General features: G+C 71.4%; 21 protein-coding genes. 4 read left to right on the top strand and 17 right to left on the bottom strand.

The window, feature by feature from the left end; all coding sequences use genetic code 11:
- Window positions 1–64: 64 nt before the first annotated feature.
- The gene (gene era, locus E4N62_RS02825) at window positions 65–1,027 is read right to left on the bottom strand and encodes a GTPase Era (protein WP_177261760.1); all 963 of its coding nucleotides are present in this window, start codon (window positions 1,025–1,027) and stop codon (window positions 65–67) included.
- Between the two features lie 195 nt (window positions 1,028–1,222).
- Between era and E4N62_RS02820 the strand changes: the two genes are divergently transcribed.
- Entirely contained in the window at window positions 1,223–1,561 is a 339-nt protein-coding gene (locus tag E4N62_RS02820) for a P-II family nitrogen regulator (protein WP_184894236.1), read from the top strand.
- A 75-nt stretch (window positions 1,562–1,636) separates the two neighbouring features.
- Here the strand turns inward: E4N62_RS02820 and E4N62_RS02815 are convergent, their stop codons facing one another.
- The 6 genes from E4N62_RS02815 to E4N62_RS02790 form a co-directional block, all read right to left on the bottom strand.
- Window positions 1,637–2,113: a hypothetical protein gene (locus E4N62_RS02815; protein WP_230211768.1), complete on the bottom strand. Its 477-nt coding sequence runs from the start codon at window positions 2,111–2,113 to the stop codon at window positions 1,637–1,639.
- 570 nt (window positions 2,114–2,683) lie between these two features.
- Window positions 2,684–3,043 (bottom strand): cytidine deaminase, encoded by a 360-nt coding sequence (locus E4N62_RS02810; protein WP_230211767.1) that lies wholly within the window; start codon window positions 3,041–3,043, stop codon window positions 2,684–2,686.
- A 16-nt stretch (window positions 3,044–3,059) separates the two neighbouring features.
- Window positions 3,060–3,419, bottom strand: a complete 360-nt coding sequence (locus E4N62_RS02805; RefSeq protein ID WP_215455373.1) for an MmcQ/YjbR family DNA-binding protein — start codon at window positions 3,417–3,419, stop codon at window positions 3,060–3,062.
- Window positions 3,416–4,723, bottom strand: coding sequence for a hemolysin family protein (locus E4N62_RS02800; RefSeq protein ID WP_230211766.1), 1,308 nt, complete (start codon window positions 4,721–4,723; stop codon window positions 3,416–3,418). Before E4N62_RS02800 ends, E4N62_RS02805 begins: the two co-directional genes overlap by 4 nt.
- Window positions 4,720–5,217 (bottom strand): rRNA maturation RNase YbeY, encoded by a 498-nt coding sequence (gene ybeY / locus E4N62_RS02795; protein WP_230211765.1) that lies wholly within the window; start codon window positions 5,215–5,217, stop codon window positions 4,720–4,722. Before ybeY ends, E4N62_RS02800 begins: the two co-directional genes overlap by 4 nt.
- A gap of 14 nt (window positions 5,218–5,231) precedes the next feature.
- A complete protein-coding gene (locus E4N62_RS02790) occupies window positions 5,232–7,385 on the bottom strand; it encodes a PhoH family protein (RefSeq protein ID WP_230211764.1) in 2,154 nt (717 codons plus the stop codon).
- 212 nt (window positions 7,386–7,597) lie between these two features.
- Here E4N62_RS02790 and E4N62_RS02785 point away from each other — a divergent pair, with 212 nt between their 5' ends.
- A complete protein-coding gene (locus E4N62_RS02785) occupies window positions 7,598–8,899 on the top strand; it encodes a glucarate dehydratase family protein (protein ID WP_230211763.1) in 1,302 nt (433 codons plus the stop codon).
- A 195-nt stretch (window positions 8,900–9,094) separates the two neighbouring features.
- Window positions 9,095–10,204, top strand: a complete 1,110-nt coding sequence (locus tag E4N62_RS02780; protein WP_230211762.1) for a PfkB family carbohydrate kinase — start codon at window positions 9,095–9,097, stop codon at window positions 10,202–10,204.
- Between the two features lie 127 nt (window positions 10,205–10,331).
- On the opposite strand, the gene E4N62_RS02775 is transcribed toward E4N62_RS02780, so the two are convergent.
- The 10 genes from E4N62_RS02775 to hrcA all read right to left on the bottom strand — a co-directional run bounded on the left by E4N62_RS02775 (window position 10,332) and on the right by hrcA (window position 21,471).
- Window positions 10,332–11,324, bottom strand: a complete 993-nt coding sequence (locus E4N62_RS02775) for an adenosine deaminase (RefSeq protein WP_230211761.1) — start codon at window positions 11,322–11,324, stop codon at window positions 10,332–10,334.
- 20 nt (window positions 11,325–11,344) lie between these two features.
- A complete protein-coding gene (locus E4N62_RS02770; RefSeq protein WP_230211760.1) occupies window positions 11,345–12,253 on the bottom strand; it encodes a ribonuclease Z in 909 nt (302 codons plus the stop codon).
- Between the two features lie 6 nt (window positions 12,254–12,259).
- Complete coding sequence (locus tag E4N62_RS02765; protein WP_230211759.1) at window positions 12,260–12,613, bottom strand: histidine triad nucleotide-binding protein; 354 nt, start codon at window positions 12,611–12,613, stop codon at window positions 12,260–12,262.
- Window positions 12,614–12,851: 238 nt separating this feature from the next.
- Window positions 12,852–16,097, bottom strand: coding sequence for a S41 family peptidase (locus tag E4N62_RS02760; RefSeq protein ID WP_230211758.1), 3,246 nt, complete (start codon window positions 16,095–16,097; stop codon window positions 12,852–12,854).
- A 107-nt stretch (window positions 16,098–16,204) separates the two neighbouring features.
- On the bottom strand, window positions 16,205–16,765 hold the full coding sequence (locus E4N62_RS02755) for a hypothetical protein (RefSeq protein ID WP_230211757.1): 561 nt from the start codon (window positions 16,763–16,765) through the stop codon (window positions 16,205–16,207).
- Between the two features lie 85 nt (window positions 16,766–16,850).
- On the bottom strand, window positions 16,851–17,243 hold the full coding sequence (locus E4N62_RS02750) for a VOC family protein (protein WP_230211756.1): 393 nt from the start codon (window positions 17,241–17,243) through the stop codon (window positions 16,851–16,853).
- Window positions 17,244–17,289: 46 nt separating this feature from the next.
- Window positions 17,290–18,039: a 16S rRNA (uracil(1498)-N(3))-methyltransferase gene (locus E4N62_RS02745; RefSeq protein WP_230211755.1), complete on the bottom strand. Its 750-nt coding sequence runs from the start codon at window positions 18,037–18,039 to the stop codon at window positions 17,290–17,292.
- The gene (locus E4N62_RS02740; RefSeq protein ID WP_230211754.1) at window positions 18,036–19,121 is read right to left on the bottom strand and encodes a nitronate monooxygenase; all 1,086 of its coding nucleotides are present in this window, start codon (window positions 19,119–19,121) and stop codon (window positions 18,036–18,038) included. Before E4N62_RS02740 ends, E4N62_RS02745 begins: the two co-directional genes overlap by 4 nt.
- Window positions 19,122–19,317: 196 nt before the next feature.
- Window positions 19,318–20,454, bottom strand: a complete 1,137-nt coding sequence (gene dnaJ, locus E4N62_RS02735) for a molecular chaperone DnaJ (RefSeq protein ID WP_230211753.1) — start codon at window positions 20,452–20,454, stop codon at window positions 19,318–19,320.
- Window positions 20,455–21,471 carry a heat-inducible transcriptional repressor HrcA gene (gene hrcA, locus E4N62_RS02730; protein WP_184894198.1) on the bottom strand — a complete coding sequence of 339 codons (1,017 nt, stop codon included), beginning with the start codon at window positions 21,469–21,471 and terminating at the stop codon, window positions 20,455–20,457.
- A 423-nt stretch (window positions 21,472–21,894) separates the two neighbouring features.
- On the opposite strand from hrcA, the gene E4N62_RS02725 reads away from it, so the two are divergent.
- Window positions 21,895–22,626 (top strand): MBL fold metallo-hydrolase, encoded by a 732-nt coding sequence (locus E4N62_RS02725; RefSeq protein ID WP_230211752.1) that lies wholly within the window; start codon window positions 21,895–21,897, stop codon window positions 22,624–22,626.
- Window positions 22,627–22,629: the final 3 nt, after the last annotated feature.

The following is a 22,629-nucleotide window of genomic DNA, read 5'->3' as shown; positions in this document are numbered from 1 at the left end:
CCTAGTCAAACTTGACCAGAGTGCGCGACCGAATAGACACCACCCTCAGGGGTCTCGCCGCCCCTCAGAACCCCAGCTTCCGCAACTGTCGGGGATCGCGCTGCCAGTCCTTGGCCACCTTCACATGGAGGTCGAGGAAGACCGGGGTGCCCAGCAGCGCCTCGATCTGCTTGCGCGACTTGATGCCGACCTCCTTCAGGCGCTTGCCCTTGGGGCCGATGATGATGCCCTTCTGGCTGGGGCGCTCGATGTAGACGAAGGCGTGGATGTCGAGGAGGGGCTTGTCGGCGGGGCGGTCCTCGCGGGGGAGCATCTCCTCCACGACGACGGCGATGGAGTGCGGGAGCTCGTCCCGGACGCCCTCCAGGGCCGCCTCACGGATCAACTCGGCGATCATGACCTGCTCGGGCTCGTCGGTGAGATCGCCCTCGGGGTACAGGGCGGGGCCCTCCGGGAGGAGGGGGACGAGCAGGTCGGCGAGGAGGTCCACCTGCTTGTCGGCGACCGCCGAGACGGGCACGATCTCGGCCCACTCGAAGCCCAGCTCCTTGCCCAGCTGGTCGATGGCGATGAGCTGCTCGGCGAGCGCCTTGCTGTCCACCAGGTCGGTCTTGGTGACGATCGCGATCTTCGGCGTCTTCTTGATGGACGCCAGTTCCTTCGCGATGAACCGGTCGCCCGGACCGAGCTTCTCGTTCGCGGGCAGACAGAAGCCGATCACGTCGACCTCGGCCCAGGTCGTGCGGACCACGTCGTTGAGGCGCTCCCCCAGCAGGGTGCGCGGCTTGTGCAGCCCCGGGGTGTCGACCAGGATCAGCTGCGCGTCCGGCCGGTGCACGATGCCCCGGACCGTGTGCCGCGTGGTCTGCGGCTGGTTCGCCGTGATCGCCACCTTCTGGCCGACCAGAGCGTTCGTGAGGGTGGACTTGCCCGCGTTGGGGCGGCCCACGAAGCAGGCGAAGCCGGCGCGGTGGGCGGCCTCGGCCGGCTGCTCGGATGACTGGGTACGGACGCTCATGGCGCCCATTCTCCCTGATCCCCGGAGCACCGCCGCACCCACCACGGACCGTGAGCTCTCCGAAACCCTGGGCGGGCTCGCCCGGCTCGGCACGAGCACACCGGTCTCGACCTTACGGTGCACGCCGAGGCGGCATACGATCACGGCGTCCCGGGCCACGGCGCCCCGGTCACCTCGTCCGCTCCCTCCCCAGAAGGCCAGGGCATGAGACTCATCACCGCGATCGTCAAGCCGTACCGCCTCGACGCGGTCAAGACCGCACTCCAGGAGATGGGCGTGCACGGTCTGACCGTCAGCGAGGCCAGCGGGTACGGCCGGCAGCGGGGCCACACCGAGGTGTACCGGGGCGCCGAGTACCAGGTGGACCTCGTCCCCAAGGTCCGGATCGAGGTCGTCGTCGAGGACGCCGTGTCCGACGACGTCATCGACGCGATCGTGAAGGCGGCCCAGACCGGGAAGATCGGCGACGGCAAGGTGTGGGCGCTGCCGGTCGAGACGGTCGTACGGGTGCGGACGGGCGAGCGGGGTCCCGACGCGCTGTAGACGGGAGCGGGGTGAGGGGTGGTACCGCCGGGTGCGGTACCACCCCTCACCCGTTCACTCAGGTACGGCGAGGGATCAGTCGAAGACGAACGGGCCCGGCGACTGCGGTCCGCTCGCCGTGCAGGTCACGGGGAAGCCGAAGACCACCATCTGCAGGGAGCCGCCGAACGCCTCCAGGCTGTCGCCGGGGGCGACGGTGCCGGTGAGCGGGCCCACCACCATGCCGTCGCCGGCGGCCAGGGCCGGGTTCTCGGTGCCGGTGAAGGCCGTCGTGCCGCCGCTCGCCTTGACGAAGGTGAGCGTGGACTGGATGGAGTCCTCGGCGAGGGCGATCGGTGCGGTGATCCCCTCGGAGGAGAGGGTGACCGTGGCGGTCGTACCACTCTGGGTGGCCGTGAGCGTGGCCTCGCCGGAGCCGCCGATCGTGCAGCTGGCGTTGATGGTCGCGGTCTGCGGGGTGACCGCGAGGGCGGTCGGCGCGAACGCGAGGCCGGTGACGGCCAGCGTCCCTGCCGCGAGCGCCGAGCCGACTCCGAGTCGTATGCGTCTCATCGTGCGAATTCCCTTCCCTGGTACGGGAGGCGCACGGGGCCTGGGGAAGCCCCGTCCGTCCCGGTACGGGCGTTGCCATGTGGGGGCGGTGCAATGCGCGGCCGCGCGGCGGAATATGACGGTCCGCCAAGAGAACGGCTCCATTGAGACGTGCGCGGGCGGAGATTGCAAGAGATGCTCTGGCGGTTGGGGCAAGGGTCGGCGAAAGTGGCCGAAGCCGTTCGCCGACCCCGTCGGCGAACTCCCCGGCACGGCCGGGGCGATGAGCCGATCTGTCCCGTGCCGCACGGTTTCGCCGGTGGCACGGCCCGGGTGTCCACTCGCCCGCGCAAGATTTTCACGCAGCTCGGAGGACTGTTACCAGCCGTAACACTACGCCGTGAGCGTGGCGTGGAAACGCCGCAGCCCGGGTTGCAGTCTGGCTCCTCGCCGTGATCCTGCTGATCCACTCGCACCCCGCGGAAGAACCAGGGCTCGACACCGGAGGGGGCCGGACGGACGCGCGTCCGTCGCGCCCTCGGCCTGCCCGGACCGCCGTGCGGGACCTCGGCCGCCCGAACCGCCGGGCCCTCAGCCCGCCGTCACCGTCGCGCGCACCGACCCGTCCGGCCCGGCCAGCAGGACCGGGGTCTCCGGTCCGCCGAGGTCCCGCACGGCGGTCCGGTCCTCGTCGGAGACGGTCTCGGCGGCGGTCACCACGGCCGCCGCCTCCAGGGACTTCGCGCCGGAGGCCACCGCCATGGCGACGGCCGTGCGCAGCGCGCTGAGCCGCAGGGACTCCAGGGCCACGGTCCCGGCGACATACGTACGGCCCGTCTCGTCCCGTACGGCCGCCCCCTCGGGCACGCCGTTGCGGGCCCGCGCGGAACGGGCGAGGGTGACGATCTTCCGGTCCTCGGGGTCGAGGTCGAGCGCGCTGCTGTCGGTCATGGGCCGAGCATACGTTTCACGCCCGGTCGAGCCGGAGCCGGTCCCCGCGGGGCAGCCCCGCCACCACCAGGTCGTACGAGTCCTCGATCAGCTCCTCGACCAGCCGGTCCGGAAGACCGGCGTCGAGGGTCACCGTGTTCCAGTGGCGCTTGTTCATGTGATAGCCGGGGGCGATGAGACCGGGGTGTTCGGTGCGCAGCCGGACCGCGTCCTCGGGGTCGCACTTGAGGTTGACCTTCAGGGGCTGCCGCTCCGCCCAGCTCAGGGCGAACATCTTGCCGAGGACCTTGTAGACGGAGATCTCGGGACTGAAGGGGAAGTCCTCGACGGCCTCGTCGAACGAGAGGCAGAAGGCACGCAACTCCTGTGGCGTCACTCGGACTTCTTCTCCTCCTCCGGCACCTCGGCGGGGCCGATCGGCTCCACCAGCACGGTGACGATCTTGTTCCGGCGGCCGGCTGCGGCCTCCGCCGTGAGCCGCAGTTCGCGCTCGTCCGGCAGGGCGACGACCGACGAGGCACCGGCGATGGGGACGCGCCCGAGCGCCTTGGCGAGGAGGCCGCCCACGGTCTCCACGTCCTCGTCGTCGTAGGCGTCGAGCCCGTACAGCTCGCCGAGGTCGGTGATGTCGAGGCGGGCGGTGACGCGGTAGCGGTCGTCGCCCAGCTCCTCCACCGGCGGCAGCTCCCGGTCGTACTCGTCGGTGATCTCGCCGACGATCTCCTCCAGGATGTCCTCGATGGTGACGATCCCGGCGGTGCCGCCGTACTCGTCGATGACGACGGCGACGTGGTTGCGCTCCTGCTGCATCTCGCGCAGCAGGTCACCGGCGTTCTTGGTGTCGGGGACGAAGACGGCCGGGCGCATGGCCGTGGACACCAGTTCGCTCTCGGCGTCCCGGTTGATGTGCGTCTTGCGGGCCAGGTCCTTCAGGTACACGATCCCGACGATGTCGTCCTCGTTCTCCCCCGTGACCGGTATGCGTGAGAAACCGGAGCGCAGGGCGAGGGTGAGAGCCTGCCGGATGGTCTTGTACCGCTCGATGGCGACCAGGTCGGTGCGCGGGACCATCACCTCGCGGACGAGGGTGTCGCCCAGCTCGAAGACCGAGTGCACCATCCGGCGCTCCTCGGCCTCGATCAGCGACTCCTTCTCCGCGAGGTCGACCAGCGCCCGAAGCTCCGCCTCGGAGGCGAACGGGCCCCGGCGGAAGCCCTTGCCGGGGGTCAGCGCGTTGCCGATGAGGATCAGGAGGTTCGGGATCGGGCCCATGATCCGGGCCAGCGGCAGCAGGACGTACGCCGCCGCCGTGGCCGTGTTCAGGGGGTGCTGACGGCCGATGGTGCGCGGGGAGACACCGACGGCCACGTACGACACGAGGACCATCACGCCGATCGCGACGACCAGGGCCTCCCAGGTCGCGTCGAACTCCTGCAGGCAGGCGTAGGTGACGAGCGCCGCGGCGGCCATCTCGCAGACCACGCGCACCAGGAGTGCGACGTTCAGATAGCGGGTCGGGTCGGCCGCGATCTGGGCGAGCCCCGCGCTACCGCGCCGCCCGGCCCGTACGGCCTCCTCGGCACGGAAGCTGGAGACGCGCGCGAGGCCCGCCTCCGCGCAGGCGGCGAGCCAGGCGACGACGACCAGGGCGACGGCGCCGCCGATGAGAGTCGCGCTCATGACACGGTCGGTGCCGGGGAGGGGCCGGTGAGGCCCTTCTCCGCACGCCAGCCGTCCACGATGGCGGCCTGCAGGCCGAACATCTCGGCCTTCTCGTCCGGCTCCTCGTGGTCGTAGCCCAGCAGGTGCAGCACCCCGTGGACGGTGAGGAGCTGGAGCTCCTCGTCCATGGAGTGCTGCGTGTCCGCTTCCTTGCCCTGTTTCTCGGCGACCTCGGGGCACAGCACGATGTCGCCGAGCAGACCCTGCGGCGGCTCGCCGTCGTCCTTCGACGGCGGACGCAGCTCGTCCATCGGGAAGGACATGACATCCGTCGGACCGGGGAGGTCCATCCACTGGATGTGCAGCTGCTCCATGGCGTCGGCGTCCACCACGATCACCGAGAGCTCGGAGAGGGGGTGGATGCGCATCCGTGTCAGCGCGTAGCGGGCGATGTCGAGGATCGCCTGCTCGTCGACCTCGGTTCCGGACTCGTTGTTGACGTCGATCGACATGGTGCTGTGTCTGTCTACTTCCCCTTGGGCCCGGACTGCCTGCCCCGGCCGCCCTTGTGGGAGCCGTTCTCGGTGCCGTGCTCGCTGTCGTACTTCTCGTACGCGTCGACGATACGGCCGACGAGCTTGTGCCGGACGACATCCTGCGACGACAGCCGGGAGAAGTGCACGTCGTCCAGGCCCTCCAGGATGTCCTGCACCTGGCGCAGACCGGACTTCGTGCCGTTCGGCAGGTCGACCTGGGTCACGTCACCCGTGATCACGATCTTCGAGTCGAAGCCGAGGCGGGTGAGGAACATCTTCATCTGCTCGGGCGAGGTGTTCTGGGCCTCGTCGAGGATGATGAAGGCGTCGTTGAGCGTGTTGTGCGTCAGCAGGTAGTCCTGGGTGACGTAGAGGGAGTCCTCGGCGGCCACCTGGATGCAGACGGTCTCCTCCCTGCCCGCGGGCTCAATGCTGTCGATGAAGCGCATCGGGCGTCCGCCGCCTCCGGCCGCGTGGTACTTGTCGCGCTTGCGGTCGAGACGGAAGGGTTCGATGCCTTCGGGGAGGCGGATGTCGACGATGTGGGCGTCGTATCGGTGGCCGACCTCCCGACCCTTCGCCAGGCCGGGCCTGCGCCCCTCGGCCACCCGTCGGCGGGTGTACGCGACTCCGCCCAGTGACTGCACGAGCGAAATCACGTCGTCCCGCAACAGGATCGACGTCGTCGTGTACTGGATTCGGCAGGTGCGATCCTTCTGCGTGACCGGACCACCGTCGGAGTCGAGCAGACCCTGCAGGACAGCCAGGCGCACCTCGGCCGAATTGCGCAGGTAGTCGTCCGGGACGAACTTGCTGTGTGAGCGAGTGCGCAGCAGATCCAGCTCACGTAGGACCCGAGTCACCGGGTTCTCCAAGGTGACCACGTCGCCGGGTGACTTGACTCGGTTGAGGACGTAGTCAGGCCCACCTCTGTGCCGGGCGGTGACGCCGGGCAGGACGGCCACCAGTGCTTCCGCTAGTTCCGGGTCCTCCGTGGCGAAGGACGGTGTGGTGGAACCCGTGAGGCAGCCGTCGCCCAGGAGCAGCCCCAGGGCGTACGGATCCATGGGGACCTGGCGCTCCGGGAAGCAGACCGGCGCCGTGAGGAGCGGCAGCTCGTACCGGCGCGCATGGGCCGCACGCAGGTTGCCGATCATCTCCTGGGTCTCCAGGACACGCCACGGTTTGTTCCGTCGCCTGTCTGAAGCCGTCCGGACCGTCCACAGGTGCTCGCCACAGCACAGCGTCCAGGAACCGTCCTGGGCTGTGACGCGGTAGATGTCCCGCTCGCCCTGCGGGTAGACGCCGAGAACCGGTGTCGGCTCGCCGTTGGAGCCGATGACCAGGTCACCGACCTGGAGATCGCCGATGGGGCGCCAACCTTCTGGCGTCAGCACATTGGTGAAGAGCGGCTGTGACCGGCCCCGCATATACGCCAGGGGCGCGACCTCGATCGTCCCGGCGGCCATCAGCCTCGGGATGGAGTCGGGGTCCAGCATGTCGTGCAGCGCGTCGTAGAGCGGGCGCAGATAGGGGTCGATCTTCTCGTAGAGGGTGCCGGGCAGGAAGCCCAGGCGCTCTCCGGCCTCGACCGCCGGACGGGTCAGGATGATGCGGTTGACCTGCTTGGACTGCAGGGCCTGGACGGCCTTGGCCATGGCGAGATAGGTCTTGCCGGTGCCTGCCGGGCCGATGCCGAAGACGATCGTGTGCTTGTCGATGGCGTCGACGTACCGCTTCTGGTTGAGCGTCTTGGGGCGGATCGTGCGGCCACGCGAGGACAGGATGTTCTGTGTGAGTACCTCGGCCGGGGTCTCCTGGCCTTCGCTCTTCCCGTTCTCGCTCGCCCTCAGCATGGCGATCGAGCGTTCCACCGCGTCCTCCGTCATCGGCTGTCCGGTGCGGAGCACCAGCATCATCTCGTCGAACAGGCGCTGGACGAGAGCGACTTCGGGGGCGTCGCCGACCGCGCTGATCTCATTGCCCCGGACATGGATGTCGACCGCCGGGAAGGCCTTCTCGATCACGCGCAGGAGGGAGTCGCCGGAACCCAGCACGGTCACCATGGGGTGCGCCGCGGGGACGGTGAACTGCGCTCTCGCCTTGCCCTGCGCGGGGGTGTGAGCTGTGCGTGTCTGAGTCATGGGCCGGCTCTGTAGGCCGCGGTTCCTCCTCTTGGCCGTGGGGCTCGTGTTGCCCTTTTCCAGAGTACGACGCGGCGGTGACAGTGCCGTAGGGCTTTTACCGGGGGAGCTCGGGGCCGCTTGCGCGGCGTCATTGACCCTAGAAGTTCACCTATCTAACCTTTATCTCCATATAGGGATGACGTCTACATGGGAAGACAGGGAGCCGCCCCGTGAGCGCGACCCGTGACCTGACCGTCGCCGAGGTCCGGCTGACCCCGACTCTGGTCGCCGACCCACCGCTGCTGAACACGCAGGGGGTGCACCAGCCGTACACGCCCCGGCTGATCGTGGAGGTGGTGACCGCCGACGGGACGACGGGGGTGGGCGAGACGTACGGCGACACCAAGTACCTGGAGCTGGCCAGGCCGTTCGCGGCGAAGCTGGTGGGCCGCCGGGTCAGCGATCTGAACGGGCTGTTCGTGCTCGCCGACGAGGTGGACGTCGACGGGCCACGGGTCTCCGGGAAGGTCGACGTGGGCGGGCTGCGCGGTGTCCAGACCGCCGACAAGCTGCGGCTGTCGGTCGTGTCCGCATTCGAGGTCGCCTGTCTCGACGCGCTCGGCAAGGCGCTGGGACTGCCCGTGCACGCGCTGCTCGGCGAGAAGGTGCGGGACACCGTGGAGTACAGCGCGTACCTCTTCTACAAGTGGGCCGATCACCCCGAGGGCGTCGTGGGCGAGCGGGACGACTGGGAGGCTGCCGTGGACCCGGCCGGGGTCGTGGAGCAGGCCCGGCGGTTCAAGGAGCGGTACGGGTTCACGTCGTTCAAGCTCAAGGGGGGTGTCTTCCCGCCGGACGAGGAGATCGCGGCGATCCGCACGCTGGCCGAGGCGTTCCCCGGGCATCCGCTGCGGCTGGACCCGAACGGCGCCTGGTCCGTGGAGACCTCGCTGAAGGTCGCGGACGCGCTCGGGGACGTGCTCGAATACCTGGAGGACCCGGCGCTCGGGACGCCCGCGATGGCCGAGGTGGCGTCACGGACGTCCGTACCGCTGGCCACCAACATGTGCGTGACGACCTTCGCGGAGATCGAGGAGGCGTTCACGAAGGGGGCCGTGCAGGTCGTCCTCTCCGACCACCACTACTGGGGCGGGCTGCGCAACACGCGTGAACTGGCCGCGATCTGCCGGACGTTCGGGGTCGGGGTGTCCATGCACTCCAACACCCACCTGGGGATCAGCCTCGCCGCGATGACGCACGTGGCGGCCACGGTGCCCGGCCTCCACCACGCCTGCGACTCCCACTACCCCTGGCAGACCGAGGACGTCCTCACCTCGCGGCTCACCTTCGAGAACGGGGCGATACGGGTGTCGGACGCGCCGGGCCTCGGGGTCGAACTGGACCGGGACAGGCTGGAGTTCCTGCACCAGCGGTGGCTGTCGGACGACGGTTCCCTGCGGGAGCGGGACGACGCGGCGGCGATGCGCGCGGCCGACCCCGGCTGGGTGACGCCGCGGATGCCTCGCTGGTAGTCGTCGGGTGCGGGTGCGTGGGGGCTGGTCGCGCAGTTCCCCGCGCCCCGTGCTTTTCAGGGGCGCGGGGAACTGCGCGAGAAGCCCACCGGACCGGCACCCGACAACACACCCGAGCCCCCACCCCGACCCGCACCCCGAGCGGAGCGGCGTGGTGCAGACTGGCTGGATCCGCACCACGCCAGGGAGCACATCGTGACCGCGTTCAAGGGAGAGCGACCGCACCGGCCCCAGGTAGATCCGCTGAGGGCCCTGCGCACACCGAATGACCCGCCCTGGGACGTCTATCTGACCGGCACCGTCTTCCTCGACATCATCTTCACCGGCCTGGGCTCCGCCCCGGTGCGCGGGACGGAGTCCTGGGCACGCGGCATGGGGTCCAGCCCCGGCGGCGTGGCGAACATGGCCACGGCCCTGGCCCGGCTCGGCCTGAAGACCTCCCTCGCGGCGGCCTTCGGCGACGACCACTACGGCGAGTACTGCTGGGACGCCCTGGAACAGGGCGAGGGCATCGACCTCTCCCACTCCCGCACGGTCCTCGGCTGGCACTCCCCGGTCACGGTCTCCATGGCGTACGAGGGCGAGCGCACGATGGTCTCCCACGGCCACGAAGCGCCCCCGGAGGAGTCCGCGCCGGAGTGCCCGCCCCACGCGCGTGCCGCCGTCGCCTCCCTCACGCCCGGCGTACGCGCCCCCTGGATCGCGCAGGCCGCGAGCAAGGGCACCCGGATCTTCGCGGACGTCGGCTGGGACGAGACCGGCGCGTGGGACCTGGCGGGGCTGGCCGATCTGGCCCACTGCGAGGCGTTCCTGCCCAACGCGGCCGAAGCGATGCGGTACACCGGCGCCGAGTGCCCCCGGGCGGCCGCCCGCGCCCTCACCGAGCATGTCCCGGTGGCCGTGGTGACGCTGGGTGCGAAGGGCGCGTACGCCGTGGACGGGCGGACCGGTGAGACGGCGGAGGTGCCGGCCATCGCGGTGGAGGCGTTGGACCCCACGGGTGCGGGCGACGTCTTCGTCGCCGGGTTCGTCACCGGCACGCTGGCGGGCTGGCCGCTGGCGGACCGGCTGGCCTTCGCGGGGCTGACGGCGGCGCTGTCGGTGCAGGAGTTCGGCGGGTCGCTGTCCGCGCCCGGGTGGTCGGAGATCGCGGCGTGGTGGCGGCGGGTGCAGTCGGTGGACCGCCAGGAGCCTGCGGCGCTGCGGCGGTACGCGTTCCTGGAGGAGTTCCTGCCGAAGGACCAGGTCAGCCCGTGGCCGCTGCGGCGGGCGGTCCCGACGATCGGCTTCCGCCGGTCGGCTTGAGGCGGTTGGCTTGAGGCGGGGCGCCTGATAGCTCGGGAGTGCGGGTTCGTCGGCGGGTGGGGCTCCGGTGGGCTTCTCGCGCAGTTCCCCGCGCCCCTGAAAAGCAGGGGCGAAGCGCGCTCCCGGCTCATCCGAAGTCGTACGCGTCCACCTCGGCGAGATATCGGGCCCGTCGCTCCTCGTCGTGCTCCAGGAAGGACGCCGTGAAGGAGTTGCGGGCCAGCTCCCGCAGCCGGTCCTCGCTCAGGCCGAGCGTCCGGCGTACGGCGTCGAAGTTGTCGCCGGCGTACCCGCCGAAGTAGGCGGGGTCGTCGGAGTTGACCGTGCAGAGCAGGCCGGCGTCGAGCATGGCGGGCAGCGGATGGTCGGCGAGGGTGTCGACGGTGCGCAGCCGGACGTTGGAGAGCGGGCAGAGCGTCAGCGGGATCCGCTCGCGCACCAGCCGTTCGACGAGGGCCGGGTCCTCCATGCAGCGCAGCCCGTGGTCGACGCGCTCGACCCCGAGGATGTCGAGGGCCTCGGTGATGTACTCCGGCGGGCCCTCCTCCCCCGCGTGCGCGACGCGCCGCAGCCCGAGCGCGGCGGCCGCCTCGTACACCTCACGGAAGTTGACCGGCGGGTGCCCGACCTCGGCGGAGTCCAGCCCGATCCCGACGATCCGGTCAACGTACGGCTTCGCGGCCTCCAGGGTGGAGAGGGCCGACTCGGCGGACTCGTCCCGCAGGAAACACATGATCAGCTGGGTGGAGATGCCGTGCGTCTGCTCGCTCCTGCCCAGCGCCCGCCACAGCCCCTCGACGACCGTCCCCATTCCGACGCCCCGCGCGATGTGGGCCTGCGGGTCGAAGAAGATCTCGGCGTGGCGCACGCCCTGGGCGGCGGCGCGGGCGAGATAGGCGTCGGCGAGGTCGGCGAAGTCCTGCTCGGTGCGCAGGACCGCCATCAGCTCGTAGTACAGGTTCAGGAAGGACTGGAGGTCCTCGAACTCGTAGGCCTTGCGGAGCGCTTCCGTGTCCGCGTACGGCAGCGCGACGCCGTTCCGGGCGGCCAGTGCGAAGGCCAGCTCCGGCTCCAGGGTGCCTTCGATGTGCAGGTGCAGTTCAGCTTTGGGGAGGGACATCGAAGCATCGTACGGCCGCTCTAGCGCCGTTTCGGAAGCGCCACCCGCAGCAGGTCGTGCGCCACCGTCAGCTCTCCCTCGAACCCGGCGGCCCGCGCCTGCCGCTCGAACTCCTCGGGTTCGGTGTAGCGCTGACTGAAGTGGGTGAGGACGAGATGCCGTACCCCGCAGTCGCGGGCGACGGAGGCGGCCTGACCTGCCGTCAGATGACCGTGGTCGACGGCGAGTTCGATGTCCTCGTTGAGGAAGGTGGACTCGATGACGAGCATGTCGGCCGCGTCGGCGAGGGAGTAGACACCGTCGCACAACCGGGTGTCCATGACGAACGCGAACCGCTGTCCGCGCCGCAGTTCGCTGACGTCCTCCAGGCGGACGCCGCCGATCGCGCCCTCGCGCTGGATCCGTCCGATGTCCGGTCCCTTGATGCCGTGCGCGGCGAGCCGCTCGGGCAGCATCCGGCGTCCGTCGGGTTCGACGAGGCGGTACCCGTAGGACTCGACGGGGTGCGAGAGCCTGTGCGCGTCGAGGGTGTAGCCGGGGGTGACGGCCAGCGCTCCGCCCTCGCCCTCGACCGGCGCCTCGATCAGCTGGACCGTCTCGCGGTACGCGGTGGCGTACCGCAGCCGGTCGAAGAACCGCTGCCCGGAGCGCGGGTAGTGGGCGGTGATGTCGTGCGGGACCCGGTCGAGGTTGATCCGCTGGATCACCCCGGCCAGCCCCAGCGAGTGGTCGCCGTGGAAGTGGGTGACGCAGATGCGGTTGAGGTCGTGGGCGGCGACCCCGGCGCGCAGCATCTGCCGCTGGGTGCCCTCGCCGGGGTCGAAGAGAAGCCCCTCGGCGTCCCAGCGGAGCAGATAGCCGTTGTGGTTGCGGTGCCGGGTCGGGACCTGGCTGGCGGTGCCGAGGACCACCAGTTCACGTACGGACACGGCTCGTCACCCGGGGGGCCACTGCAGGCCGCGACCGCCGACGACGTGGGCGTGCGCGTGGAAGACGGTCTGGCCGGCGCCTGGGCCGGTGTTGAAGACGATGCGGTAGCTCTCCAGCTTGTCCTCGTCCGCGACGGCCTGTGTCTCGCGGAGGACGTCCGCGGCGAGGCCGGGGTCGGCGGCGGCGAGTGTCGAGGCGTCCGTGTAGTGCGCCTTCGGGATGACCAGGACGTGGGTCGGTGCCTGGGGGTTGATGTCCCTGAACGCGACCGTCGTGTCCGTCTCCCTCACGATCGTCGCGGGGACGTGGCCCGCGATGATCTTGCAGAACAGACAGTCGTCCTGCGGCTCCCCAGCCATACGTTGCCTCCCAGCCACCGGTGATCTTCTTCTACCCGGGCATGCTATCGAGCGAATTCCGCCCCCGCCGCCCTTACCCGTTCCCGTCCCCAGGGGCTGCGCCCCTTCGACCCCGCTCGCTTGTCAGTCGTCCGCAGGCCTGGTGGGGCTTCTCGCGCAGTTCCCCGCGCCCCTGAAAGGGGGCGCGGGGAACTGCGCGAACGGGGTCCGGGGCGGAGCCCCGAGTCTTGACGGCCGGTCACGACTCCGGCAGCGCGGGCGGCGTCTTGGCCGGCGTCGACTCCAGCCCCTCCAGCGCGATCCGGATCGCCTCGTCGAGCTGGGGGTCACGCCCGGCCGCGTAGTCCTGAGGAGCCTGCACGACCTCGACGTCAGGATCGACCCCGTGGTTCTCGACCCCCCACCCGTACCCCTCCAACCAGAACGCGTACTTCGGCTGCGTCACCAACGTCCCGTCGACCAGCCGGTACCGACTGTCGATCCCGACGACCCCGCCCCACGTCCGCGTACCGACCACCGGCCCGATCCCGAGCGCCTTGATCGCCGCGTTGACGATGTCCCCGTCCGACCCGGAGAACTCGTTGGCGACGGCGACGACGGGCCCCCGGGGCGCGTCGTCGGGATAGCTGCTCGCCCGCATCCCGCGTGGCAGGTCCCAGCCGACGATCCGCCGGGCCAGCTTCTCCACCACGAGCTGGGAGGTGTGCCCGCCCCGGTTCTCCCGGACGTCCACGACCAGCCCCTCCCGCGCGACCTCGATCCGCAGGTCGCGGTGGAGCTGGGCCCAGCCGGAGCCGACCATGTCGGGGACGTGCAGATACCCGAGGCGGCCGCCGGACTTCTCGTGGACGTAGGCCCGTCGGTCCGCGACCCACGCGTGGTACCGCAACGGCTCCTCGTCGGAGATCGGCACCACCACGGGATGCCGGAGGTCGCCGCCCCCGGCCGGCAGCACGGTCAGCTCGACCGCCTTGCCCGCCGTGCCGACGAGCAGCGGCCCGGGCCCGGTCAGCGGGTCGACCGGCTGCCCGCCGACCGCGATGATCGCGTCCCCGGCCCGTACGGCGACGCCGGGCGCGGCGAGCGGCGAGTGCGCGTCCGGGTCGGAGGTCTCCGACGGCAGCACCCGGTCGATGCGCCACAGCGGCGCCCCCTGGGGCCCGTCCTCGTGCCGGGAGATGTCCGCCCCGAGCAGCCCCTGGCGCCGGTCGCCGGAGCCGCCCCGGCCACGCGGGGTGACGTACGCGTGGGAGGTGCCCAACTCGCCCTGTACTTCCCAGAGCAGGTCCACCAGGTCGTCGTGGGTGGCCACCCGTTCCAGCACGGGGCGGTACCGGTCGAGGACGCCGGGCCAGTCGACGCCGCCCAGGTCGGGCCGCCAGAAGTTGTCCCGCATCAGCCGACCGGTCTCGTCGAACATCTGGCGCCACTCGGCGGCCGGGTCGACGGTCCGCCGGACCCGGGAGAGGTCGACCGTGATGTTGCTGTCGCTGTCGTCGTCGCCCGAGGCGCGCCGGTCGCTCGGGACGACCTTGAGCTTGCCGTCGGTCCACAGCAGGGCCCGCTTGCCGTCGCCGCTGACGGCGAAGTGCTCGGCGTCGGACGCCAGGTACTCCAGGCGCCGCTGGGCGAGGTCGTACCGCTCCAGGGAGGTCTTCGGGTCCGGGTCGTCGGGGGTGGCCCGCAGATGGCCGAGGACACCGGTGACGGGGTGGCGCAGCCACAACACGCCGTCCTTGGCGGCGCGCAGCGTGGAGTAGCGGGCGGCCTCGACCGGGAAGGGGACGATCCGGTCGGCGAGCCCTTCGAGGTCGATCCGGGTGGCCGGGGCGCCCTCGCTGTCCGGTGTCTCGTCCTTGTCGGGCGCCTCGAACGGCCGGCCGTGGCGCTGCGGTCCGAAGGGGGACGGGGTGGTCGCCGCGAGCGTGATGAGGTGCGGGCGGGCGCCGCTGACGAAGTGCAGGTCGAAGACGTGCTCGTCGTAGACCGGGTCGAAGGCGCGCGCGGAGAGGAAGGCGAGGTGCTTGCCGTCGAGCGTGAACGTCGGCGAGAAGTCCTGGAAGCGCAGCGGGGTCGCCTCGGTGACGGACAGGTCGGCGGTGTTGGCGAGCTTGAGCTGGCGCAGCGGGCGCGGGCCCGGGTGCGACCAGGCCAGCCATGCCGAGTCGGGTGAGAAGACGAGCCCGGTCACCTCGCCGTCCTCACTGCGGTCGACCTCGCGTACCTCGCCGGTCTCCCGTTCGACGAGCAGCACCCGGCCGTCGTCCGCGGAGACGGCGACCCGGCTGCCGTCGGGGGCCACGGCGAGCCCGAGGACGCGGCCCAGCTGTCCGGCGGCGAGCCTGCGCGGGGTGGCGCCGGGGCCGACGCCGGTCGACGGGGCGAACTCCAGGGCGTCGTCGCCCTCCGCGTCCGTCACCCACACCACCCATTCCTCGCCCTCCACACGGAAGGTGCGGGGCAGCCGGGCCCGTACGCCGTCCTCGGCGGCGAGCGCGCGGGCGGGGCCGGAGCGGTGGGTGATCCAGTGGATCGAGCCGCGCACGGAGACGGCGCTGCCGCGGGCGGTGTGGTCGGGCGAGGCGGAGCCGAACCAGCGGGAGGCGTTCACCGGGAACGGCTGGAGGTCGACGCGCTGCCCGCCCAGCCGGATGTCGAGCCTGCGCGGCTCGGCGCCGTCCAGGTCGTCCAGCAGCCACAGTTCACCGGCGGACGCGTACACGACGCGGGTGCCGTCGGTGGCCGCGTGCCGGGCGTAGAACCCGTCGACGGGGGTGTGGCGGCGCAGGTCGGAGCCGTCGGCGAGGGAGGAGTAGAGCGCTCCGACGCCCTCGTGGTCGGAGAGGAACGCGATCCGGTCCCCGACCCACATCGGGTATTCGAGGTTGCCGTCCAGCTCGGTGTGCAGGCGTACGAACTCCCCGGCCGCCCCGGCGCCGTCACCGCCGTCACCGCCGTCTTCGGACCGGTCGATCCACAGCTTGCCCGCGGTGCCGCCCCGGTACCGCTTCCACCAGGCGGCCTCGCGGCCCATCGGCGCGGACAGCAGCACGGTGGCGGGCCCGTGGGCGACATCGCCGACGGGCCCGTAGGGGAGGGTGGCGGCCGGTCCGCCGTCGAGCGGCACGGCACGCGCCCAGCTCCGCCGGAGGCTGGCCTGACCGTGGGTGCTGAGCGCGAGGACCCGACCGTCGGATGTCCAGCCGCGCACCTGGGTGCGCCAACTCCCCCAGTACGTCAGGCGCTTGGCGGATCCTCCGTCGACGGGCGCGATGTGCACCTCGGGCGCGCCGTCCCGGGTGGAGGTCCACGCGACGGTGGTGCCGTCCGGAGAGATCCGCGGATGGTTGACGGGTACGTTGTCCGCGCTGACCCGCCAGGCACGGCCGCCGTCCAGAGGCGCGACCCACACGTCGTCCTCGGCGGTGAAGGCGACCAGGTCGCCGTGCAGGTGCGGATACCGGAAATACGCGAGCTGAGTCACCCAGTCACTTTAAGCAGCGTTCGGTCCGATGGGGAGGGGTTTGGATCATGTCCCTCGCACCGGGCCCGAGTTGCCGACGGGCAGGTCGGTCCGCTCCGGGCCGGGCCTCACTTGCCCTCGGGCACGCACGCCGGGTCCTTCTGGCACCAGATGGTCTGGGTGACGGTGACCGTCACGGTCGGTCCCGGCTGACCGGGCCGGCCGGGCTGGTCGGACTCCGGGGCGTCGCAGTTGCCGAGCCCCTCCACGTGGAACCACTCCTTGCCGCCGACCTTCGCGGTCAGATCGCCGCGCACGCACCTGCCGTTGACCTCTTTGGTCACCTTCCCGGTGACGGTGATCTCCCGGCCTTCCTTGTCCTCGCCGGTGCAGTCGACCTTCGCGACGGTGGCGACCGAGGAGGACGGCGACGCGGTCTTCCCGCCGCCCTTGCCGTCCTTGCCGTCGCTGTCGTAGGACGCCGTGCAGGTGAGCCACCGGACGTCGAGGCCCTCCCGCTCCAGCTCCTCGGTGGCGAGCTGGTCCGTGGTGAACGCGACCGCGCCGGTGTTGAGCCCGCCGCCCTCGCAGGCCACCAGACCCACGACCGCGCAGACACCGAGCCCGGCTCCCAGCAGGAGCCGACGCCCGCCCGACCGGTACGCCCTGACACGCCTCCATGCCCGCATGTCCGGCAGCCTGCCACCGCCCGCGGCGGTGGGGAAGACCGCATGCGGACAAGCCGCCGGGACCGGGGGACGCGGGCGAGGGGTGTCAGCCGCTCATCAGCAGCCATTCCTGCAGCTCGACCAAGTTCCCCTCGGGGTCCTTGAGATGGGCCACCCGCATACGGTCGGTCATACGTGCGGGACCGGGCAGGAGCCGTACGCCGAACGAGGTGATCCGTTCGCAGTAGGCGTCGAGGTCGTCGACCCGTAGGACGACCAGCGACCGGTGGCCGTTCGCCTCGTCGGCCAGTTCCCCGAGCACCTCGGCCATCATCGCCCGGTCCTGCAGGGCGATCCCCGCGGACCCGACGGCCGGGCTGAACTTCTCGTACGGCCCGTCGACCGCACCGGACTGTGGCTTCAGCCCGAGCACATCGGCGTAGAAGCGGTAGCACACGGCGAAGTCGGTGACGAGCAGTCTTACTTGGGCGAGTTCCACGATGCTCCCAGAGGGTTGGGGGACACCGGTCGGGACCGGGTGGCGGTCAGGACCAGCGTCCGGTTCGGCCCAGCAGCAACGCCCCGGCCGCCGTCCCGGCGGTCGACGTGCGCAGCACACTGGGCCCGAGTCGGTACGCCCCCGCGCCCGCCTCGCCGAAGAGCGCCAGCTCCTCCGGCGACACGCCCCCCTCGGGCCCCACGACGAGCACGATCTCCCCGGCCGCCGGCAGCTCGGCCGTGGCCAGTGTCTCGTCGCCGCTCTCGTGCAGGACCGCGGCGAAGTCGGCCTTCGCCAGCAGCTCCGCGACCTGCTTGCCCGTGGCCGCGTCCGCGACCTCGGGGAACCGTGTCCGGCGGGACTGCTTGCCCGCCTCCCGGGCGGTGGCCCGCCACTTGGCGAGGGCCTTCAGCCCCCGGTCGCCCCTCCACTGGGTGATGCAGCGGGAGGCCGCCCAGGGCACGATCGCGTCGATCCCGACCTCGGTCATGGTCTCGACGGCCAGTTCGCCCCGGTCGCCCTTGGGCAGCGCCTGGACGACGGTGATCCGCGGCTGTGCCGGGGGCTCCTCGTGCACGGTCTCCAGGTCCATGACCACGAGCCGGTCCTTGCCCTCGGCGGCCTTGACGATCCCCTCCGCCCAGCGTCCGCGCCCGTCCGTGAGGACGACGTCCTCACCGGCCCGCAGCCGCTTCACGGAGACGGCGTGCCGCCCCTCGGGGCCGTCCAGGACGAGCTCGCCGCCACTGCCGCCCGGCAGGTACAGCGAGTCGACCACGAACACCGGTGCGGTCATCGTCCCTCGCTCCCGACCTGGGCGGAAGCCTGCGCCGCCTGCGCGGCGGCGATCTCGGCGGCCAGCACCTCGACCAGTTCCCCGGCCGGCAGTTCCCGTGCCATCCGGTGCCCCTGCCCGGCCCAGAGCGCCATGCCCTGCGCGTCCCCGGCCTTGGCGGCGGCCTTGCGCAGCGGCGAGGTCAGGTGGTGGACCTCCGGGTAGGCGGCGGGAGCGTACGGGCCGTGCTCGCGCAGGAAGCGGTTGACCAGGCCCCGGGCCGGACGGCCGGAGAAGGCCCGGGTCAGCTCGGTGCGGACGAAGAGGGGGTCGGTCAGGGCCCGCTTGTGCACGGCGTGCGCGCCGGACTCGGCGGTCGCGAGGAAGGCCGTGCCGAGCTGGGCCGCGCTCACGCCCACCGTGAGGAGGGCGGCGATCTGACTGCCACGCATGATGCCGCCGGCCGCGACCATCGGCAGCGCCACGGCCTCGCGGACCTGGGCGACCAGGGAGAGCAGGCCGATGCCGGCGCAGTCCCGCTCGGGGTCGTCGCGGTGGGTGCCCTGGTGGCCACCCGCCTCGACGCCCTGCACGATCACGGCGTGGGCCCCGGACCGCTCCACGGCCTGGGCTTCCTCCGCCGAGGTCGCGGTGACCAGGGTGAGCGTGCCCTTGCGGGCGAGGGACTCCATGACCTCGGGGGTCGGGCAGCCGAAGTGGAACGACACCACCGGCACGGGGTTGTCCAGCAGCACGGCGAGCTTGGCCTCGTAGCCGTCGTCGCGTCCGCTGTCCGGGTCGCCCAGCTCGGCGTCGTACCAGGTGGCCTCACCGGCGAGCTGCTCCGCGTAGACCTCGACGGCGGCGGGCTCGGCGTACTCCGGCTGCGGCAAGAAGAGGTTCACGCCGAAGGGGCGGGAGGTGAGCGCCCGGAGCGCCTTGATCTCCTGGTACATCCCGTCGGCCGTCTTGTACCCGGCGGCGAGGAACCCCAGCCCGCCGGCCTCGGACACGGCGGCGGCCAACCGCGGCACGGACACACCGCCCGCCATCGGGGCCTGCACGATCGGGAGCGGGACGAGATCGGTCAGTGCGGAGGACATGACGGCATGGTGCCATGCCCTCCGGGGGGAGCCGAATCGGGGACGGACGGTTGTTCGTCGGGTGCGGGTGCGTGGGGGCGGGCCGCGCGGTTCCCCGCGCCCCTGAAGACACAGGCCCTGCGGGCCTGTGTCGATATGCGGCTCCGCCGCGTGGGCGCGAGAAGCCCCGCCCACCCGCACCCGGCGACGAACTCGCTCAGCGCCCGTTGAACGCGTCCTTCAGCCGGGAGAACAGACCCTGCTGCCCGGGCTGGAACTGCCCCGTCGGCCGCTCCTCACCCCGCAGCGCGGCCAGCTGCCGCAGCAACGCCTCCTGCTCGGGGTCCAGCTTCGTCGGCGTCTGCACCTCGACGTGGACGATCAGATCCCCACGCCCACCACCGCGCAGATGCGTGACACCACGCCCGTGCAGCGGGATCGACTGCCCGGACTGCGTGCCGGGGCGGATGTCGACCTCCTCCAGCCCGTCCAGCGTCTCCAGCGGCACCTTCGTACCGAGGGACGCCGCCGTCATCGGGATCGTCACCGTGCAGTGCAGATCATCGCCGCGCCGCTGGAACATCGGGTGCGGCAACTCGTGGATCTCGACGTAGAGGTCACCGGCGGGACCACCACCGGGTCCGACCTCGCCCTCACCGGCCAGCTGGATGCGCGTGCCGTTGTCGACACCGGCCGGGATCTTGACCGTGAGCGTCCGCCGCGACCGCACCCGCCCGTCGCCCGCGCACTCGGGACACGGGTTCGGGACGATCGTGCCGAAGCCCTGGCACTGCGGGCAGGGCCGGGAGGTCATGACCTGGCCGAGGAAGGACCGCGTGACCTGCGAGACCTCACCACGACCACGGCACATGTCACAGGTCTGGGCGGTCGTGCCCGGAGCCGCGCCCTCGCCGCTGCACGTCGTGCAGATGATGGCGGTGTCGACCTGGATGTCCTTCGTCGTGCCGAAGGCCGCCTCGTCGAGGTCGATCTCCAGCCGGATCATCGCGTCCTGGCCCCGGCGCGTACGCGACCGCGGACCCCGCTGGGACGCCGTTCCGAAGAACGCGTCCATGATGTCCGAGAAGTTCCCGAAGCCACCGGCGCCGAAGCCGCCCGCGCCTCCGCCGCCCGCCTGGGACAGCGGGTCGCCGCCGAGGTCGTAGACCTGCTTCTTCTGCGGGTCCGACAACACCTCGTAGGCGGCGTTGATCTCCTTGAACCGCTCCTGGGTCTTCGGATCGGGATTGACGTCCGGGTGCAGCTCGCGAGCGAGCCTCCGGAACGCCTTCTTGATCTCGTCCTGGGACGCGTCGCGGCGCACGCCGAGCACGGCGTAGTAGTCCGTGGCCACTTAAGACTCCGCCAGGATCTGTCCGACGTACCGTGCCACCGCTCGTACCGCTCCCATCGTTCCCGGATAGTCCATGCGCGTAGGTCCGACCACGCCCAGCTTCGCTACTGCCTCGCCGCCCGAACCGTAGCCGACGGAGACGACGGACGTGGAGTTGAGTCCCTCATACGCGTTCTCATGACCGATGCGTACGGTCATGCCCGAATCCCCGGCCTCGCCAAGCAACTTGAGGAGGACGACCTGCTCCTCCAAGGCTTCCAGAACGGGCCGGATCGTGAGGGGGAAGTCATGTCCGAAGCGGGTGAGATTGGCGGTTCCGCCGATCATCAGCCGCTCCTCGCTCTCCTCCACGAGTGCTTCGAGGAGGGTGGAGAGCACGGTCGCGACCGTCCCCCGGTCCTCGACGTCGAACGCCTCCGGCAGGTCCTCGACCAGCCGGGGCACGTCCGTGAACCGGCGGCCCGCGACCTTGCTGTTCAGCCGGGCGCGAAGATCCGCGAGTGACGTTTCTCCGAACGGCGCCGGGCAGTCCACCAGCCGCTGTTCCACCCGTCCGGTGTCCGTGATCAGCACGAGCATCAGCCTGGCGGGGGCCAGCGACAGCAGTTCCACATGCCGGACCGTCGACCGTGTCAGCGACGGATACTGCACGACGGCGACCTGCCGCGTCAGCTGCGCGAGCAGCCGTACGGTCCGTGCCACGACGTCGTCCAGATCGACCGCGCCGTCCAGGAAGTTCTGGATGGCGCGCCGCTCCGGCGGGGTCATCGGCTTGACGCCCGCCAGCTTGTCGACGAAGAGCCGGTACCCCTTGTCGGTGGGGATGCGGCCCGCGCTCGTGTGGGGCTGGGCGATGAAGCCCTCGTCCTCCAACGCAGCCATGTCGTTACGGACGGTCGCCGGGGAGACCCCCAGGTTGTGCCGCTCCGTGAGCGCCTTGGAACCGACCGGCTCCTCGGTGCCCACGTAGTCCTGGACGATGGCGCGCAGCACTTGCAGCCTGCGTTCACTGAGCATTCGCGCACACCTCCAGCTCGACTCTCTCGTGCGACTCCCCCTTGGCACTCACCCCGGGCGAGTGCCAACACTCCCCGCCCAGTGTACGGCGGTGGGGTACGCCCCCGGCAAGGCCGGTCCACCCACGTCATGCCGACGTGTACCGACCTGTCCGGCGATGTCGGGCCCCGGTCCGACCACCACCGGGGCGCGTGTCGGCGCCCTTTCTACCGACGGGTACGCCCGCGCGTGGGCGTACCCGAGCCGCCCACGGCGATCACCTCGGTGGCCCTCACCACAACCCGCCGCCCCGCGTGCTCAGCGGCTCCCGGCGGCCGTCGACCGGGTTCTCGGGGCTTCCCGACCACTGCTCGGCGACCTCCCCGACACCTCCCCCACACCCTCCTTCACCCGCCCGTGCGGTGCTACAGCTAGCGTCGGCGCATGACGGTGACTTGGGAAGAGTGCGGGTGGCAGGGATTGACGCCCCGGGTCGGACGGTGCCGCCTTCCCGGCTGGGACTGCACGGTCGGACTGGTGGCCGGGGACGGTGCGGCCCTCATGATCGACGCGGGTTCCAGCGTGCGGGAGGGCGCGCGGTTGCGTACCGAGGCGGGCCGGCTGCTCGGTGGCGCCCGTGTGACACATCTCGCGCTCACCCACCCCCACTTCGACCATGTCTTCGGTGCGGCCGCGTTCGCCGGGGTGGAGGTCCTCGGTGCGGTGGGCGTCGACAACGTCCTGACCCGTGACCGCGACGCCCTCCGCGCGGACGCGGTGCACCACGGTCTGCCCCCGGCGGACGCCACCGAGGCCGCCGACCTCCTCGTCCTCCCCCGCCACCTGGTCTCCGGCGAGTGGACGCTCGACCTGGGCGGCGGCGTCCGGGTGCTGCTGGCGAACGTGGGTCCCGGCCACACCGGCCACGACCTCGCGGTCCTGGTGTCGGAGGGCGCTTCGGAGGTGGTGTTCTGCGGGGACCTGGTCGAGGAGTCCGGCGAACCGCAGGCGGGCCCGGACGCGATCCCGTCCCGCTGGCCGGCCGCCCTGGACCGGCTCCTGGCCCTCGGCGGCGAGGACGCGCTGTACGTCCCCGGGCACGGGGCGGTGGTGGACGCGGCGTTCGTCCGGGCCCAACGCGACACGCTGGCACGTCGCTTCGGCGTGTCGGACTGAGTG

The sequence above is a fragment of the Streptomyces sp. MNU76 genome, from assembly GCF_020982545.1.
In the GTDB taxonomy this organism is placed as follows: domain Bacteria; phylum Actinomycetota; class Actinomycetes; order Streptomycetales; family Streptomycetaceae; genus Streptomyces.
This window is presented reverse-complemented; position numbering and strand designations above follow the sequence as displayed.

Coding starts and splice junctions, on each gene's coding strand:
- era (WP_177261760.1), bottom strand. CDS start 1,027: ATGGGCGCCATGAGCGTCCGTACCCAGTCATCCGAGCAGCCGGCCGAG.
- E4N62_RS02755 (WP_230211757.1), bottom strand. CDS start 16,765: ATGCGGGCATGGAGGCGTGTCAGGGCGTACCGGTCGGGCGGGCGTCGG.
- E4N62_RS02820 (WP_184894236.1), top strand. CDS start 1,223: ATGAGACTCATCACCGCGATCGTCAAGCCGTACCGCCTCGACGCGGTC.
- E4N62_RS02740 (WP_230211754.1), bottom strand. CDS start 19,121: ATGTCCTCCGCACTGACCGATCTCGTCCCGCTCCCGATCGTGCAGGCC.
- E4N62_RS02765 (WP_230211759.1), bottom strand. CDS start 12,613: ATGGCTGGGGAGCCGCAGGACGACTGTCTGTTCTGCAAGATCATCGCG.
- E4N62_RS02800 (WP_230211766.1), bottom strand. CDS start 4,723: ATGAGCGCGACTCTCATCGGCGGCGCCGTCGCCCTGGTCGTCGTCGCC.
- ybeY (WP_230211765.1), bottom strand. CDS start 5,217: ATGTCGATCGACGTCAACAACGAGTCCGGAACCGAGGTCGACGAGCAG.
- E4N62_RS02815 (WP_230211768.1), bottom strand. CDS start 2,113: ATGAGACGCATACGACTCGGAGTCGGCTCGGCGCTCGCGGCAGGGACG.
- E4N62_RS02790 (WP_230211764.1), bottom strand. CDS start 7,385: ATGACTCAGACACGCACAGCTCACACCCCCGCGCAGGGCAAGGCGAGA.
- E4N62_RS02775 (WP_230211761.1), bottom strand. CDS start 11,324: ATGTCCCTCCCCAAAGCTGAACTGCACCTGCACATCGAAGGCACCCTG.
- E4N62_RS02810 (WP_230211767.1), bottom strand. CDS start 3,043: ATGACCGACAGCAGCGCGCTCGACCTCGACCCCGAGGACCGGAAGATC.
- E4N62_RS02725 (WP_230211752.1), top strand. CDS start 21,895: ATGACGGTGACTTGGGAAGAGTGCGGGTGGCAGGGATTGACGCCCCGG.
- hrcA (WP_184894198.1), bottom strand. CDS start 21,471: ATGCTCAGTGAACGCAGGCTGCAAGTGCTGCGCGCCATCGTCCAGGAC.
- E4N62_RS02745 (WP_230211755.1), bottom strand. CDS start 18,039: ATGACCGCACCGGTGTTCGTGGTCGACTCGCTGTACCTGCCGGGCGGC.